Here is a 14,000-nt window from a genome sequence, read left to right as displayed (position 1 = left end):
TACAAAAGGTACGCGGTCACCCCACAAGGAGGCTCCCACTGCTTGTACGTAGACGGTTTCAGGTTCTATTTCACTCCCCTCACAGGGGTTCTTTTCGCCTTTCCCTCACGGTACTGGTTCACTATCGGTCAGTCAGGAGTATTTAGCCTTGGAGGATGGTCCCCCCATGTTCAGACAAGATATCACGTGTCCCGTCCTACTCGTTTTCACAAATATGGCGCCGTCGGTTACGGGGCTATCACCCTTTATTGCCAGATTTTCCAACCTGTTCACCTAGCGCCAAGTCTGCTTAAGGGCTAATCCGGGGTCGCTCGCCGCTACTGCCGGAATCTCAATTGATTTCTTTTCCTTCGGGTACTTAGATGTTTCAGTTCCCCGAGTTCGCCTCTTAGCGCTATGTATTCACGCTAAGATACCTGCTTATGCAGGTGGGTTTCCCCATTCGGATATCCCAGATTCAAATGGCTTTTACTGCCTTATCTGGGCTTTTCGCAAGTTAATACGTCCTTCATCGCCTCTGACTGCCAAGGCATCCACCGTCTACGCTTAGTCACTTAACCATACAACCCCAAAAGGTCTTGCATGAAAACAACTAAGGTTTTGTTTTTGCCGGACTCAAATAGAAACTTTGTCGTTATTGATTTAATAAGACAAAGTCCAAGCACACTTGATTGTGTGAGTGACATGATATGTCACTGATTGAGAACTTTACTGTCATTCTTAAAGAATGACTTGTCAGCTTTCCAGATTGTTAAAGAGCATGTGAATCTATCAATACGATAAACCACTTTTTAAAGACACTTATCATCATAAATGCGCTTAAAAAGTGGTGGAGCTAAGCAGGATCGAACTGCTGACCTCCTGCGTGCAAGGCAGGCGCTCTCCCAGCTGAGCTATAGCCCCATCATAAATTCCTTAGACAGACTTCTGAAGAAGTCCACTTCGCTTAGCCGAGTCAGATTTGAAGCGAGACGCGCAGTGTGCGCTAGCACATGAGCATCGCAGGTATCAAAGATGACGCAGGGTAAGTAGAAGTGGTGGGTCTGAGTGGACTTGAACCACCGACCTCACCCTTATCAGGGGTGCGCTCTAACCAGCTGAGCTACAGACCCATCTAAGGTACGAGCCTTTYACTAAGGCATTCGTATCTCTTTGAMTTTCAACCTATACAATCTGTGTGAGCACTCGCAACAATAGCGTCAGTAAGGAGGTGATCCAGCCCCAGGTTCCCCTAGGGCTACCTTGTTACGACTTCACCCCAGTCATGAACCACACCGTGGTAAACGCCCTCCCGAAGGTTAAGCTATCTACTTCTGGTGCAGCCCACTCCCATGGTGTGACGGGCGGTGTGTACAANTTCAACCTATACAATCTGTGTGAGCACTCGCAACAATAGCGTCAGTAAGGAGGTGATCCAGCCCCAGGTTCCCCTAGGGCTACCTTGTTACGACTTCACCCCAGTCATGAACCACACCGTGGTAAACGCCCTCCCGAAGGTTAAGCTATCTACTTCTGGTGCAGCCCACTCCCATGGTGTGACGGGCGGTGTGTACAAGGCCCGGGAACGTATTCACCGTGGCATTCTGATCCACGATTACTAGCGATTCCGACTTCATGGAGTCGAGTTGCAGACTCCAATCCGGACTACGACAGACTTTAAGGGATTCGCTCYACTTCGCAGCTTCGCTGCCCTCTGTATCTGCCATTGTAGCACGTGTGTAGCCCTACTCGTAAGGGCCATGATGACTTGACGTCGTCCCCACCTTCCTCCGGTTTATCACCGGCAGTCTCCCTGGAGTTCCCACCATTANTCATGGAGTCGAGTTGCAGACTCCAATCCGGACTACGACAGACTTTAAGGGATTCGCTCCACTTCGCAGCTTCGCTGCCCTCTGTATCTGCCATTGTAGCACGTGTGTAGCCCTACTCGTAAGGGCCATGATGACTTGACGTCGTCCCCACCTTCCTCCGGTTTATCACCGGCAGTCTCCCTGGAGTTCCCACCATTAYGTGCTGGCAAACAAGGATAAGGGTTGCGCTCGTTGCGGGACTTAACCCAACATTTCACAACACGAGCTGACGACAGCCATGCAGCACCTGTCTCAGCGCTCCCGAAGGCACKCCTCTATCTCTAAAGGMTTCGCTGGATGTCAAGAGTAGGTAAGGTTCTTCGCGTTGCATCGAATTAAACCACATGCTCCACCGCTTGTGCGGGCCCCCGTCAATTCATTTGAGTTTTAACCTTGCGGCCGTACTCCCCAGGCGGTCTACTTAATGCGTTAGCGCCGAAAGCCAAAGTCTAAACCTCAACCTCCAAGTAGACAGCGTTTACGGCGTGGACNCTGGATGTCAAGAGTAGGTAAGGTTCTTCGCGTTGCATCGAATTAAACCACATGCTCCACCGCTTGTGCGGGCCCCCGTCAATTCATTTGAGTTTTAACCTTGCGGCCGTACTCCCCAGGCGGTCTACTTAATGCGTTAGCGCCGAAAGCCAAAGTCTAAACCTCAACCTCCAAGTAGACAGCGTTTACGGCGTGGACTACCAGGGTATCTAATCCTGTTTGCTACCCACGCTTTCGCATCTGAGCGTCAGTCTTTGTCCAGGGGGCCGCCTTCGCCACTGGTATTCCTTCAGATCTCTACGCATTTCACCGCTACACCTGAAATTCTACCCCCCTCTACAAGACTCTAGCCTGCCAGTTTCAAATGCGGTTCCGAGGTTGAGCCCCGGGCTTTCACATCTGACTTAACAAACCGCCTGCATGCGCTTTACGCCCAGTAATTCYGATTAACGCTCGCACCCTCCGTATTACCGCGGCTGCTGGCACGGAGTTAGCCGGTGCTTCTTCTGCAGCTAACGTCAAGCCRTGCACKTATTAAGTACACCACCTTCCTCACTGCTGAAAGTGCTTTACAACCCGAAGGCCTTCTTCACACACGCGGCATGGCTGCATCAGGGTCTCCCCCATTGTGCAATATTCCCCACTGCTGCCTCCCGTAGGAGTCTGGGCCGTGTCTCAGTCCCAGTGTGGCTGATCATCCTCTCAAACCAGCTAAGGATCGTYGCCTTGGTAAGCCATTACCTTACCAACTAGCTAATCCTAACTGGGCCCATCCCAACGCGATAGCTTACATGTAGAGGCCACCTTTGGTCCCAGCTCGTAATGAACTAAGACATTATGCGGTATTAGCCGTCGTTTCCAACGGTTATCCCCCTCGTCAGGGCAGGTTCCCAGCCGTTACTCACCCGTCCGCCGCTCGACGTCCAGTAAATCCACCGAAGCTTCAATACTGCCGTTTCCGCTCGACTTGCATGTGTTAGGCCTGCCGCCAGCGTTCAATCTGAGCCATGATCAAACTCTTCAATTAAAGTTTTGGTGTTTGCTTTTCCAAAGAAAAGACAAACGGCTCGATAAATACTGTTTTGTTCGTCTCTTGCGAGACAAACGAATTGACTGTGCCGAACAACGTAAACGTTGTTTCGTATTGGTCACTCAGTTCATCGAATAAATCTTTTTGTCTATTCTCAACGAGTGCCCACACAGATTGCATAGGTCAAATTGTTAAAGAGCGTTGACTGTGCGAAGCGGCGCTTCGCTTGGTCAGGGCTGCGTATCTTACGCGCCTTACCGTCAAAGTCAAGAAGAAATTTCATCTTTTATTTTCAACCCAACTGGGTGAAGCAAAACCTCTTTTTGACTCCCCTAACGCGCTGTCTGCGTTAAGTAGGGCGGCATTCTAAAGCTTTTGTGACAAGCGTCAATCATTAATTTTCACTTTTCTTTTAAGCGCTCTATTTTTAGTCGATCTGCTCTATTTTAGCCAATAATGCCCGTTTCTACTCTCTAAGCACCAAAAGTTACTATTTCGCGACTCGTTCTTATCCGTAGCGCCTATCCACCTTAGTTAAACGAGGAGTGAGGCTATACGCGAAAAGCGTGGACCGTTTTTACAACGCGATGGTGAAGGGCCGGATAAAGAAAAAGCCAGGCAAATTGCCTGGCTTTTCTGGGTGCTGCTTATAAGTAATAAAACTTACTCTGCAGCTTGCTCAGCGTCTTGCTCTGGGCGATCAACAAGCTCGATGTAAGCCATTGGGGCTTTATCACCAGAGCGAACACCGCATTTCAGAATGCGAGTGTAACCGCCAGCACGTGAAGCAAAACGTGGGCCGAGTTCATTAAACAGTTTCGCTACAACTTCGTCGTTACGAGTACGAGCGAATGCTACACGACGGTTAGCAACACTGTCGTTTTTAGCTAAGGTAATCAACGGTTCAATGACGCGACGCAGMTCTTTTGCCTTTGGCAAAGTTGTTTTGATAACTTCGTGAGTTACCAGCGAGCTAGCCATGTTGCTGAACATCGCTTTACGATGGCTGCTGTTGCGATTGAGTTGACGACCACTCTTACGATGGCGCATGACCTAATCCTTCTAACTAAATAATCAGTCTCTGATTAATCTTCAGCAATGGATGCTGGCGGCCAGTTTTCTAGGCGCATACCTAGAGACAGACCACGTGATGCCAGCACGTCTTTAATTTCAGTCAAAGACTTCTTACCAAGGTTTGGCGTTTTCAGAAGCTCAACCTCGGTACGCTGTACCAGATCACCGATATAGTGAATCGCTTCTGCTTTCAAACAGTTAGCAGAGCGAACAGTTAGTTCAAGATCGTCTACAGGACGCAGTAGGATCGGATCGAACTCTGGCTTCTCTTCTTTCTCCTCAGGGACACGTACATCGCGCAGGTCAACAAACGCATCTAGCTGTTCTGCTAGGATGGTTGCCGCACGGCGAATCGCTTCCTCAGGATCCAGTGTACCGTTAGTTTCCATATCGATGACCAGCTTGTCGAGGTCCGTACGCTGTTCGACACGCGCTGCTTCCACTTTGTAAGCAATGCGATCTACTGGGCTGAACGTTGCGTCAACAAGTAGGCGACCGATTGGACGCTCGTCGTCTTCGCTATCGATACGCGCAGACGCTGGTACATAGCCACGACCACGTTCTACCTTGATACGCATGCTAATTTCAGCGCTTGCATCAGTCAGGTGGCAGATAACGTGTTCTGGGTTCGCAATCTCAACACCACCATCATGGGTGATGTCGCCTGCAACAACAGGGCCTGCACCAGACTTGGTCAGAGTAAGGATAACTTCATCTTTACCCTCAACCTTAACGGCTAGGCCTTTAAGGTTAAGTAGGATTTCCAGGATATCTTCCTGAACCCCTTCTTTGGTGCTGTACTCGTGCAGTACGCCGTCAATTTCAACTTCCGTCACCGCACAGCCTGGCATAGATGAAAGTAGGATACGACGTAGCGCATTCCCCAGAGTATGGCCAAAACCACGCTCTAGGGGTTCAAGAGTTACTTTTGCGTGCGTCGAGCTAACTTGTTCAATATCAACTAGACGCGGCTTAAGAAATTCTGTTACAGAACCCTGCATTATGTCCTCTCTTTAGTTCAGCTTTACTTAGAGTAAAGCTCGACGATCAGGTGTTCGTTGATGTCAGCAGACAAATCAGAACGCTCTGGTAGGCGCTTGAATGTGCCTTCCATCTTCTTGCTGTCTACTTCGATCCAAGTTGGCAGTTCGCGTTGAGCGGCAACTTCTAGAGCTGCTTTGATACGCGCCTGGTTCTTAGCTTTCTCGCGAATGCTAATCACGTCGTTTGCCGAAACCTTGAAAGAAGGTACGTTAACTACTTTGCCGTTAACGAGGATCGCTTTGTGGCTTACCAGCTGACGTGATTCGGCGCGTGTTGCACCAAAGCCCATGCGGTAAACTACGTTGTCTAGGCGACCTTCAAGAAGCTGAAGCAGGTTTTCACCTGTATTACCCTTGATGCGGGCAGCGTCTTTGTAGTAGTTTCGGAACTGCTTTTCCATTACGCCGTACATACGACGTACTTTTTGCTTCTCACGAAGCTGAACGCCATAGTCAGACAGACGGCCGCGACGCTGACCGTGAACGCCTGGGACGTTATCGATTTTACACTTGGTATCAATCGCGCGTACGCCCGACTTAAGGAATAAGTCAGTGCCTTCGCGACGGCTAAGCTTCAGCTTAGGACCCAAATATCTTGCCATGRTCTTTCTCCAATATTCTAAGAAACAGCGCTAGTGCGTATTAAACACGGCGTTTCTTAGGTGGACGACAACCGTTATGCGGGATTGGCGTCGCATCAACAATGTTAGTGATGCGGAAGCCCGCTGCGTTCAAGGCACGAATAGTAGACTCGCGACCTGGACCTGGACCTTTAACCATCACTTCGAGGTTTTTCAGGCCGTACTCTTTCGCCATTTCACCACAGCGCTCTGCAGCAACCTGCGCAGCGTATGGAGTTGACTTACGAGAGCCACGGAAACCTGAACCACCGGCGGTCGCCCATGCAAGAGCGTTACCTTGACGGTCAGAAATCGTCACGATTGTGTTATTGAAAGACGCATGAATGTGCGCGACGCCATCAGCGACTTGCTTGCGTACGCGTTTGCGTGCACGAGTTGCTTGTTTAGCCATAGTACTTATCTACCCCGATTATTTCTTGATCGGCTTGCGCGGACCCTTACGGGTACGAGCATTGGTCTTCGTACGCTGACCACGTAGTGGCAAGCTGCGACGATGACGAATACCGCGGTTACAACCAAGGTCCATAAGACGCTTGATGTTCATGGAAATTTCACGACGTAGATCGCCTTCTACGGTGTATTTAGCCACACCGTCACGCAATTGGTCGATCTGTTCTTCTGATAGTTCACTGATCTTAGTGCTTTCAGCAATACCTACTTCAGCTAGAATAGCTTGAGAGGTGGTTTTGCCGACGCCGTAAATCGCAGTCAATGCGATAACAGCATGCTTTTGATCAGGAATGTTAATGCCTGCTATACGGGCCACTATTCACTCCTAGTACTTTTCAAGTAGAACCGCTGCAGAGCCCGTCGAGGATACGCAGCGGCATAACCACTTCTTTTGCACATACAAAAGGTGGGCTGGCTAATGTAGCCAGCCTGACCTCATTTTGCAAGAAAAATATTCTGCTATTAGCCTTGGCGTTGCTTGTGCTTTGGCTCACTGCAGATCACACGAACGGTACCGTTACGCTTGATCACTTTACAGTTACGGCAGATTTTCTTAACGGAAGCACGAACTTTCATTGCTAAACTCCGTAAATAGACAACCTATTAGCGGCCGTAGCCTTTGAGGTTGGCTTTTTTCAACACGGACTCATATTGTTGAGACATCAAATGAGTCTGAACTTGAGCCATAAAGTCCATGATTACGACTACTACGATAAGTAGTGATGTACCACCAAAGTAAAAGTGGACATCCCACGCAATCATCATGAACTCGGGGATCAGACAGATAAAGGTAATATACATGGCGCCAGCAAGGGTTAACCGTGTCATCACTTTATCAATGTATTTAGCAGTCTGCTCACCCGGGCGAATACCAGGTACGAACGCTCCTGACTTCTTCAAATTATCTGCTGTTTCTCGCGGGTTGAACACCAACGCCGTATAGAAAAAGCAGAAGAAGATAATCGCTGCCGCATAAAGTATTACGTACGCTGGTTGCCCCGGACTCAGTGCCAATGACACATCGGTTAGCCAGCTTGTCTGATCACCCTTACCAAACCAGTTAGCAAGCGTGCCAGGGAACAAAATAATACTTGATGCAAAAATCGCAGGGATAACGCCTGCCATGTTGATCTTAAGTGGCAGGTGCGTGCTTTGCGCTGCAAAGACACGGCGACCTTGTTGCCGCTTCGCGTAGTTAACAACGATACGACGTTGACCACGCTCCATAAAGACCACAAAGTAGACGACCGCCAATACGATCACTGCGATACCTAGCAAGAGAAGCGGAGACATGTCGCCTTGACGCGCTTGCTCTATTGTCTGTCCAATTGCGGGTGGCAGACCCGCGACAATCCCGGTGAAGATAATCAACGAAATGCCGTTACCAATGCCGCGTTCAGTAATTTGCTCACCTAACCACATCAAGAACATGGTACCTGTGACCAAACTCACTACCGCAGTAAAGTAAAATGCGGGGCCTGGATTTATCACCAAACCTGGCATCATACTCGGTAACCCGGTCGCGATTCCAATTGCTTGGAACGTTGCCAACACCAGCGTGCCGTAGCGGGTATACTGACTTATCTTGCGACGGCCAGATTCACCCTCTTTTTTCAACTCCGCTAACGCGGGATGAACCACTGACAATAACTGAACAATAATCGATGCCGAAATATACGGCATAATGCCCAGTGCCAGTATCGAAGCACGCTCAAGGGCACCACCAGAGAACATGTTAACCAAGTCAATGATGGTCCCTTGTTGCTGTTCGAACAGATCGGCAAGTACAGCAGCGTCAATACCAGGAATGGGTACAAAAGAGCCGGCACGGAATACCAATAATGCCATTGCTACAAAAAGTAAGCGGCTTTTGAGCTCCGCAACTCCGCCTTTTGCACTACTGAAGTTTTGTCCTGGTTGTTTTGCCATCTGTACCTCGTCCTCGAGCTAAATTATTCCTCGATTTTACCGCCTGCAGCTTCGATTGCCGCTTTAGCGCCTTTAGTGACACGAACACCTTTCACTGTCACTGAGCGAGCGATTTCACCAGACAGTACGATTTTCGCCGTACGAGTGTCTTGCGCGATAACATTCGCTGCTTTCAGTGTTTCAAGGCTTACCACGTCACCGTCAACTTTTGCTAGCTCGCCGAGACGGACTTCAGCAGAAGTGAGGCCTTTACGCGAAGTAAAACCGAATTTTGGCAGACGCTGTTTCAAAGGCATTTGACCGCCTTCGAAACCTGGGCGTACTGAACCACCTGAACGTGATTTCTGACCTTTATGACCACGGGCACCGGTTTTACCCAGGCCTGAACCAATACCACGGCCTACACGCTTCGCAGAAGGCTTTGAGCCTGCAGCCGGAGATAGAGTATTCAAACGCATGTGATTACCCCTCCACTTTAACCATGTAGTTGACCTTGTTGATCATACCGCGCACGCACGGTGTATCTTCAAGTTCAACAGTGTGGTTGATGCGACGAAGGCCCAAGCCACGCAGGGTCGCTTTGTGCTTCGGCAAGCGGCCGATAGCGCTACGAGTCTGAGTTACTTTAATTGTCTTAGCCATGTCGTATTACCCCAGAATTTCGTTGACAGGCATGCCACGTTTCGCAGCTACCATCTCTGGAGACTTCGTACCACCCAGACCATCAATCGTTGCACGAACGATGTTGATTGGGTTGGTCGAACCGTATGCTTTCGCCAGAACGTCTTGAACGCCTGCTACTTCAAGCACGGCACGCATCGCACCACCGGCGATGATACCTGTACCTTCTGATGCTGGCTGCATATACACTTTTGAACCAGTGTGGCGGCCTTTAACAGCGTGGTGCAGAGTACCGTCTTTCAGCGCAACAGTAATCATGTTACGGCGCGCTTTTTCCATTGATTTTTGGATCGCTGCGGGTACTTCACGGGCTTTACCGTAACCGAAACCGACGCGACCGTTACCATCACCTACCACAGTCAGGGCGGTGAAGGTAAAGATGCGACCACCTTTAACCGTTTTAGAAACACGGTTTACAGCGATCAGCTTCTCATGCAAATCACTTTGTTGTTTATCGTTAGCCATCTTCCACCTACCTTAGAATTTCAGACCAGCTTCACGGGCAGCATCTGCCAGTGCAGCCACACGGCCGTGGTATTGGAAACCGGAACGGTCAAAAGCAACGGCTTCGATGCCTTTTTCCTTCGCTCGCTCAGCAATGATCTTACCCACGGCTGCAGCGGCGTCTTTGTTACCGGTGCTCTTCACTTGCTCACGGATCGCTTTTTCTACGGTAGAAGCGGCAGCGATTACTTCCGCGCCGTTACCAGCGATAACCTGTGCGTACACATGACGTGGAGTACGGTGTACCACCAGGCGAGTCGCACCCATTTCCGCGATCTTGCGTCGTGCTTTGGTCGCACGACGGATACGAGATGCTTTCTTATCCATAGTGTTACCTTACTTCTTCTTAGCTTCTTTAGTACGCACAGCTTCGTCAGAGTAACGAACGCCTTTGCCTTTATAAGGCTCTGGCTTGCGGTATGCGCGAATTTCAGCAGCCACCTGGCCAACCGCTTGTTTATCAGCGCCGCTGATAACAATTTCAGTTTGGCTTGGGCATTCTGCCTTAACACCCTCTGGCAGAGCGTGCTCAACCGGGTGAGAGAAACCAAGTGTCAGGTTAAGTTTGTCACCGGCAACGTTTGCACGATAACCAACACCTTTCAGGATTAGTTTCTTGGTAAAGCCTTCAGTCACACCCACTACCATGCTGTTAACCAGTGCGCGCGCGGTACCAGCATGAGCCCATGCTTTAGCGTGCTCCACACGTGGTGCGAAAGTAATGGTGTTCTCTTCTTGGCTTACTGCCACCATATCGTGAAGCGTGCGGCTTAGTTCGCCTTTGCTTCCTTTTACAGTGATTTCCTGACCGTTAAGTTTCACCTCTACGCCGGCAGGAACTACGACAGGTGCTTTTGCAACACGAGACATTTCCTACTCCTTATTAAGCTACGTAGCAGATGATTTCACCGCCCAGACCCGCTTTGCGAGCTGCGCGATCGGTCATCAAACCTTTCGAAGTTGATACAACAGCAATACCAAGGCCACCCATCACTGAAGGCAACTCATCTTTCTTTTTGTAGATGCGCAGGCCTGGACGGCTAACACGTTGGATTTGCTCGATAACTGGTTTAGATTCGAAGTATTTCAACGTCACTTCCAGTTCAGGCTTCGCGTCGCTGTTTACTGCGACGTCAGCCACGTAACCTTCTGCTTTTAGTAGCTCAGCAATTGCCACTTTTAGCTTTGACGAAGGCATTTTAACAGCAACTTTTTTTGCTGTCTGACCGTTGCGTAAGCGGGTCAGCATATCCGAGATCGGATCTTGCATGCTCATAAGTCTTTACTCCCGTGATTCAATTACCAGCTTGCCTTACGCAGACCCGGAATCTCGCCTTTCATGCAAGCTTCACGAACCTTGATTCGGCTCAGGCCGAATTTGCGTAGGTAGCCATGTGGACGACCAGTCTGGTTACAGCGGTTACGCTGACGAGACTTCGCAGAATCACGTGGTAGCGACTGAAGCTTCAGGACAGCGTCCCAACGCTCTTCGTCTGACGTGTTAACATTCTTAATGGTCGCACGCAGGTTGTCACGCTTTTCAGCATAACGGGCTGCGAGCTTCGCACGTTTTACGTCACGTGCTTTCATCGATTTTTTAGCCATAACAGTAACCCTTCACCTTACTTACGGAATGGGAAGTTAAAGGCAGCCAGCAGAGCTCGACCTTCCTCATCTGTACCTGCGGTGGTAGTGATAGTAATATCAAGACCACGGATACGATCGACTTTGTCGTAGTCAATCTCAGGGAAGATGATTTGCTCGCGAACGCCCATGCTGTAGTTACCGCGACCGTCGAACGCTTTCGGGTTCAGACCACGGAAGTCACGGATACGAGGAACTGCGATAGCGATCAAACGCTCAAAGAAGTCCCACATACGCTCGCCACGTAGGGTTACTTTACAACCAATTGGGTAGCCCTCACGGATCTTAAAGCCTGCGACTGATTTACGTGCTTTAGTGATCAGCGGCTTTTGACCAGAAATTGCGGTCATATCAGCAGCTGCATTTTCAAGCAGTTTCTTGTCGTTCAGAGCTTCGCCCACACCCATGTTTAGGGTGATCTTTTCGATCCCTGGGACTTGCATGATGCTTTTGTAACCAAATTGCTTAGATAGCTCAGCTACAACTGTCTCTTTGTAGTAATCATGCAGTTTCGCCATTGTACTACTCCAGAATTACTTAATAGTTTCGCCATTCGACTTGAAGAAACGCACTTTTTTGCCGTCTTCAAATCGGAAGCCTACACGGTCACCTTTACCAGCAGCTGCGTTAAAGATCGCCACGTTTGAAACGTCAATAGCGGCTTCTTGTTCAACGATGCCACCTTGAGTGCCCAGAGCCGGAACCGGCTTCTGGTGTTTCTTCACGAGGTTAATACCTTCAACGATAACTTTACCGGTCGGTAGAACCTTAGATACTTTACCTTTCTTGCCTTTGTCTTTACCGGCAAGAACGATAACTTCGTCGTTACGACGGATTTTAGCTGCCATGAGATCGCTCCTTACAGAACTTCAGGCGCCAGAGACACAATTTTCATGAACTTCTCAGTACGAAGTTCGCGTGTCACAGGGCCAAAGATACGTGTGCCGACTAGTTGCTCGTTCGTGTTGTTCAACAACACGCAAGCATTGCGGTCGAAGCGAATGACAGAGCCGTCTGGACGACGTACGCCTTTACGGGTGCGAACTACCACCGCCTTAAGCACATCACCTTTTTTCACTTTACCGCGTGGGATTGAATCCTTAACGGTAACTTTGATGATGTCGCCAACGTGGGCGTAACGACGGTGAGAGCCACCCAGAACCTTAATACACATTACACTGCGAGCGCCGGAGTTGTCGGCTGCGTCCAGCATACTTTGCATTTGGATCATTGTTAGTGCTCCGCTGTTATTACATCTAGACCCATCTCGGGTCGGGCTGCCTTTTTACAAGGGCGGCGAATAATAACACTATTTTGACCAGATGGGTAGATAAAAAATAAACGGCCCCCCAAATGAGAGCCGTTTGACTTATTATTGTATGAAAAATCGCTTAGATGCGTGATTTTTCAACAACGCGAACCAATGTCCAAGACTTTTGCTTAGAGATTGGACGACACTCACGAACCTCAACAGTGTCACCTTGGTTACACTGGTTTGATTCATCGTGTACATGTAGCTTAGTCGTGCGCTTAATGTACTTACCGTAGATTGGGTGTTTCACAAAACGCTCGATAGCAACGACGATAGTTTTATCGCCTTTGTCGCTGATAACGCGACCTTGCTGAGTGCGGATGTTCTCGCTCATTATGCGTTAGCCTTCTCAGTCAGTACGGTTTTTACACGTGCGATATCGCGACGAACAGCTTTAAGAGTGTGAGTTTGCTGAAGTTGGCCAGTAGCCGCTTGCATGCGCAGGTTAAACTGCTCACGTAGCAGGCCCAATAGCTCTTCGTTCAGCTGCTCAGCAGTCTTTTCACGTAGTTCTTGTGCTTTCATCACATCACCGCCTTAGTTACGAAAGTGGTTTTGATCGGTAGCTTACGTGAAGCTAATTCAAACGCTTCGCGAGCCAGTGATTCAGGAACACCATCCATTTCGTACAGGACCTTGCCTGGTTGGATTTGGGCAACCCAGTAATCAACTGAACCTTTACCCTTACCCATACGAACTTCCAACGGCTTACCAGTAATTGGTTTGTCAGGGAAGACACGAATCCAGATTTGGCCTTGACGTTTAATGTGACGAGTCATCGCACGACGAGCCGCCTCAATTTGACGCGCAGTGATACGACCGCGACCAACAGCTTTCAGGCCATAGGTACCGAAGCTTACGTCAGTACCGTGCGCCAGACCGCGGTTACGACCTTTAAAAGTCTTGCGGAACTTAGTACGTTTTGGTTGAAGCATCGATAGACTCCTTACTTACGGCCTTTACGCTGCTTCTTCGGCTTGTCAGCCTTTTGCTCAACTTCAGCCATTCCACCTAGGATCTCACCTTTGAAGATCCAGGTTTTAATGCCGATTACACCGTACTGGGTGTGAGCAGAAGAAGTTGCGTAATCAATGTCAGCACGAAGGGTGTGCAATGGCACACGGCCTTCACGGTACCACTCGGTTCGAGCGATTTCAGCGCCGCCAAGACGGCCGCTTACTTCTACTTTGATACCTTTGGCACCTAGGCGCATTGCGTTTTGTACCGCGCGCTTCATCGCACGACGGAACATAACACGGCGCTCTAGCTGTGATGCGATGCTGTCGCCAACAAGTTGCGCATCTAGCTCAGGCTTACGTACTTCAGCGATGTTGATTTGCGCTGGTACAC

The 14,000-nt window shown here is 49.5% G+C and carries 21 protein-coding genes, 2 tRNA genes and 2 rRNA genes; all 25 read right to left on the bottom strand.

The features are described from left to right. Positions 1-560, bottom strand: a 23S ribosomal RNA gene (locus BZG14_RS13035); the annotation flags it as partial. A gap of 267 nt (positions 561-827) precedes the next feature. Further along, a tRNA-Ala gene (locus tag BZG14_RS13030) sits at positions 828-903 on the bottom strand. Between the two features lie 132 nt (positions 904-1,035). Beyond that, a tRNA-Ile gene (locus tag BZG14_RS13025) sits at positions 1,036-1,112 on the bottom strand. A 290-nt stretch (positions 1,113-1,402) separates the two neighbouring features. Then, positions 1,403-3,369 (bottom strand): 16S ribosomal RNA (locus BZG14_RS13020). A gap of 666 nt (positions 3,370-4,035) precedes the next feature. After that, positions 4,036-4,422 (bottom strand): 50S ribosomal protein L17, encoded by a 387-nt coding sequence (rplQ, locus tag BZG14_RS13010; RefSeq protein WP_077608921.1) that lies wholly within the window; start codon positions 4,420-4,422, stop codon positions 4,036-4,038. Positions 4,423-4,457: 35 nt separating this feature from the next. Next, positions 4,458-5,447, bottom strand: a complete 990-nt coding sequence (locus BZG14_RS13005; RefSeq protein ID WP_046074809.1) for a DNA-directed RNA polymerase subunit alpha — start codon at positions 5,445-5,447, stop codon at positions 4,458-4,460. Between the two features lie 23 nt (positions 5,448-5,470). Then, on the bottom strand, positions 5,471-6,091 hold the full coding sequence (gene rpsD, locus BZG14_RS13000) for a 30S ribosomal protein S4 (RefSeq protein ID WP_046074808.1): 621 nt from the start codon (positions 6,089-6,091) through the stop codon (positions 5,471-5,473). Between the two features lie 40 nt (positions 6,092-6,131). Further along, the gene (rpsK, locus tag BZG14_RS12995; protein WP_021024486.1) at positions 6,132-6,521 is read right to left on the bottom strand and encodes a 30S ribosomal protein S11; all 390 of its coding nucleotides are present in this window, start codon (positions 6,519-6,521) and stop codon (positions 6,132-6,134) included. Positions 6,522-6,539: 18 nt separating this feature from the next. Beyond that, positions 6,540-6,896 carry a 30S ribosomal protein S13 gene (rpsM, locus tag BZG14_RS12990; protein WP_069362270.1) on the bottom strand — a complete coding sequence of 119 codons (357 nt, stop codon included), beginning with the start codon at positions 6,894-6,896 and terminating at the stop codon, positions 6,540-6,542. A 146-nt stretch (positions 6,897-7,042) separates the two neighbouring features. After that, positions 7,043-7,156: a 50S ribosomal protein L36 gene (gene rpmJ / locus BZG14_RS12985; protein WP_021024484.1), complete on the bottom strand. Its 114-nt coding sequence runs from the start codon at positions 7,154-7,156 to the stop codon at positions 7,043-7,045. A 27-nt stretch (positions 7,157-7,183) separates the two neighbouring features. Continuing rightward, the gene (secY, locus tag BZG14_RS12980) at positions 7,184-8,509 is read right to left on the bottom strand and encodes a preprotein translocase subunit SecY (protein WP_046074806.1); all 1,326 of its coding nucleotides are present in this window, start codon (positions 8,507-8,509) and stop codon (positions 7,184-7,186) included. 23 nt (positions 8,510-8,532) lie between these two features. Beyond that, positions 8,533-8,967, bottom strand: a complete 435-nt coding sequence (gene rplO, locus BZG14_RS12975) for a 50S ribosomal protein L15 (protein ID WP_077487088.1) — start codon at positions 8,965-8,967, stop codon at positions 8,533-8,535. Between the two features lie 4 nt (positions 8,968-8,971). Then, the gene (gene rpmD / locus BZG14_RS12970; RefSeq protein WP_069362268.1) at positions 8,972-9,151 is read right to left on the bottom strand and encodes a 50S ribosomal protein L30; all 180 of its coding nucleotides are present in this window, start codon (positions 9,149-9,151) and stop codon (positions 8,972-8,974) included. Between the two features lie 6 nt (positions 9,152-9,157). Beyond that, positions 9,158-9,655, bottom strand: a complete 498-nt coding sequence (gene rpsE, locus BZG14_RS12965) for a 30S ribosomal protein S5 (protein WP_077487089.1) — start codon at positions 9,653-9,655, stop codon at positions 9,158-9,160. A gap of 12 nt (positions 9,656-9,667) precedes the next feature. Next, positions 9,668-10,021: a 50S ribosomal protein L18 gene (rplR, locus tag BZG14_RS12960; protein WP_021024479.1), complete on the bottom strand. Its 354-nt coding sequence runs from the start codon at positions 10,019-10,021 to the stop codon at positions 9,668-9,670. 9 nt (positions 10,022-10,030) lie between these two features. Next, on the bottom strand, positions 10,031-10,564 hold the full coding sequence (gene rplF, locus BZG14_RS12955; RefSeq protein WP_077487091.1) for a 50S ribosomal protein L6: 534 nt from the start codon (positions 10,562-10,564) through the stop codon (positions 10,031-10,033). Positions 10,565-10,577: 13 nt separating this feature from the next. Next, positions 10,578-10,970, bottom strand: coding sequence for a 30S ribosomal protein S8 (rpsH, locus tag BZG14_RS12950; protein WP_069362266.1), 393 nt, complete (start codon positions 10,968-10,970; stop codon positions 10,578-10,580). A 23-nt stretch (positions 10,971-10,993) separates the two neighbouring features. After that, positions 10,994-11,299, bottom strand: coding sequence for a 30S ribosomal protein S14 (rpsN, locus tag BZG14_RS12945; protein ID WP_046074799.1), 306 nt, complete (start codon positions 11,297-11,299; stop codon positions 10,994-10,996). 17 nt (positions 11,300-11,316) lie between these two features. Beyond that, positions 11,317-11,856, bottom strand: a complete 540-nt coding sequence (gene rplE / locus BZG14_RS12940) for a 50S ribosomal protein L5 (protein ID WP_021024475.1) — start codon at positions 11,854-11,856, stop codon at positions 11,317-11,319. 15 nt (positions 11,857-11,871) lie between these two features. Further along, on the bottom strand, positions 11,872-12,186 hold the full coding sequence (gene rplX / locus BZG14_RS12935) for a 50S ribosomal protein L24 (RefSeq protein ID WP_021024474.1): 315 nt from the start codon (positions 12,184-12,186) through the stop codon (positions 11,872-11,874). A gap of 11 nt (positions 12,187-12,197) precedes the next feature. Further along, complete coding sequence (gene rplN / locus BZG14_RS12930) at positions 12,198-12,569, bottom strand: 50S ribosomal protein L14 (RefSeq protein ID WP_046074798.1); 372 nt, start codon at positions 12,567-12,569, stop codon at positions 12,198-12,200. A 160-nt stretch (positions 12,570-12,729) separates the two neighbouring features. Beyond that, entirely contained in the window at positions 12,730-12,984 is a 255-nt protein-coding gene (rpsQ, locus tag BZG14_RS12925) for a 30S ribosomal protein S17 (protein WP_077487092.1), read from the bottom strand. Continuing rightward, positions 12,984-13,175, bottom strand: coding sequence for a 50S ribosomal protein L29 (gene rpmC, locus BZG14_RS12920; protein WP_077487093.1), 192 nt, complete (start codon positions 13,173-13,175; stop codon positions 12,984-12,986). The genes rpsQ and rpmC overlap by 1 nt, the downstream gene beginning before the upstream one ends. Continuing rightward, positions 13,175-13,585, bottom strand: coding sequence for a 50S ribosomal protein L16 (gene rplP / locus BZG14_RS12915; protein WP_021024470.1), 411 nt, complete (start codon positions 13,583-13,585; stop codon positions 13,175-13,177). Before rplP ends, rpmC begins: the two co-directional genes overlap by 1 nt. Before the next feature lie 11 nt (positions 13,586-13,596). After that, a partial coding sequence (gene rpsC, locus BZG14_RS12910; RefSeq protein WP_077608920.1) for a 30S ribosomal protein S3 occupies positions 13,597-14,000 on the bottom strand: 404 nt, incomplete at its 5' end.

Source organism: Salinivibrio sp. IB282 (assembly GCF_001995685.1).
GTDB lineage: Bacteria > Pseudomonadota > Gammaproteobacteria > Enterobacterales > Vibrionaceae > Salinivibrio > Salinivibrio kushneri.
The sequence above is the reverse complement of the archived record's forward strand: the minus strand, read 5'-3'. Positions and strand labels throughout refer to the sequence as shown.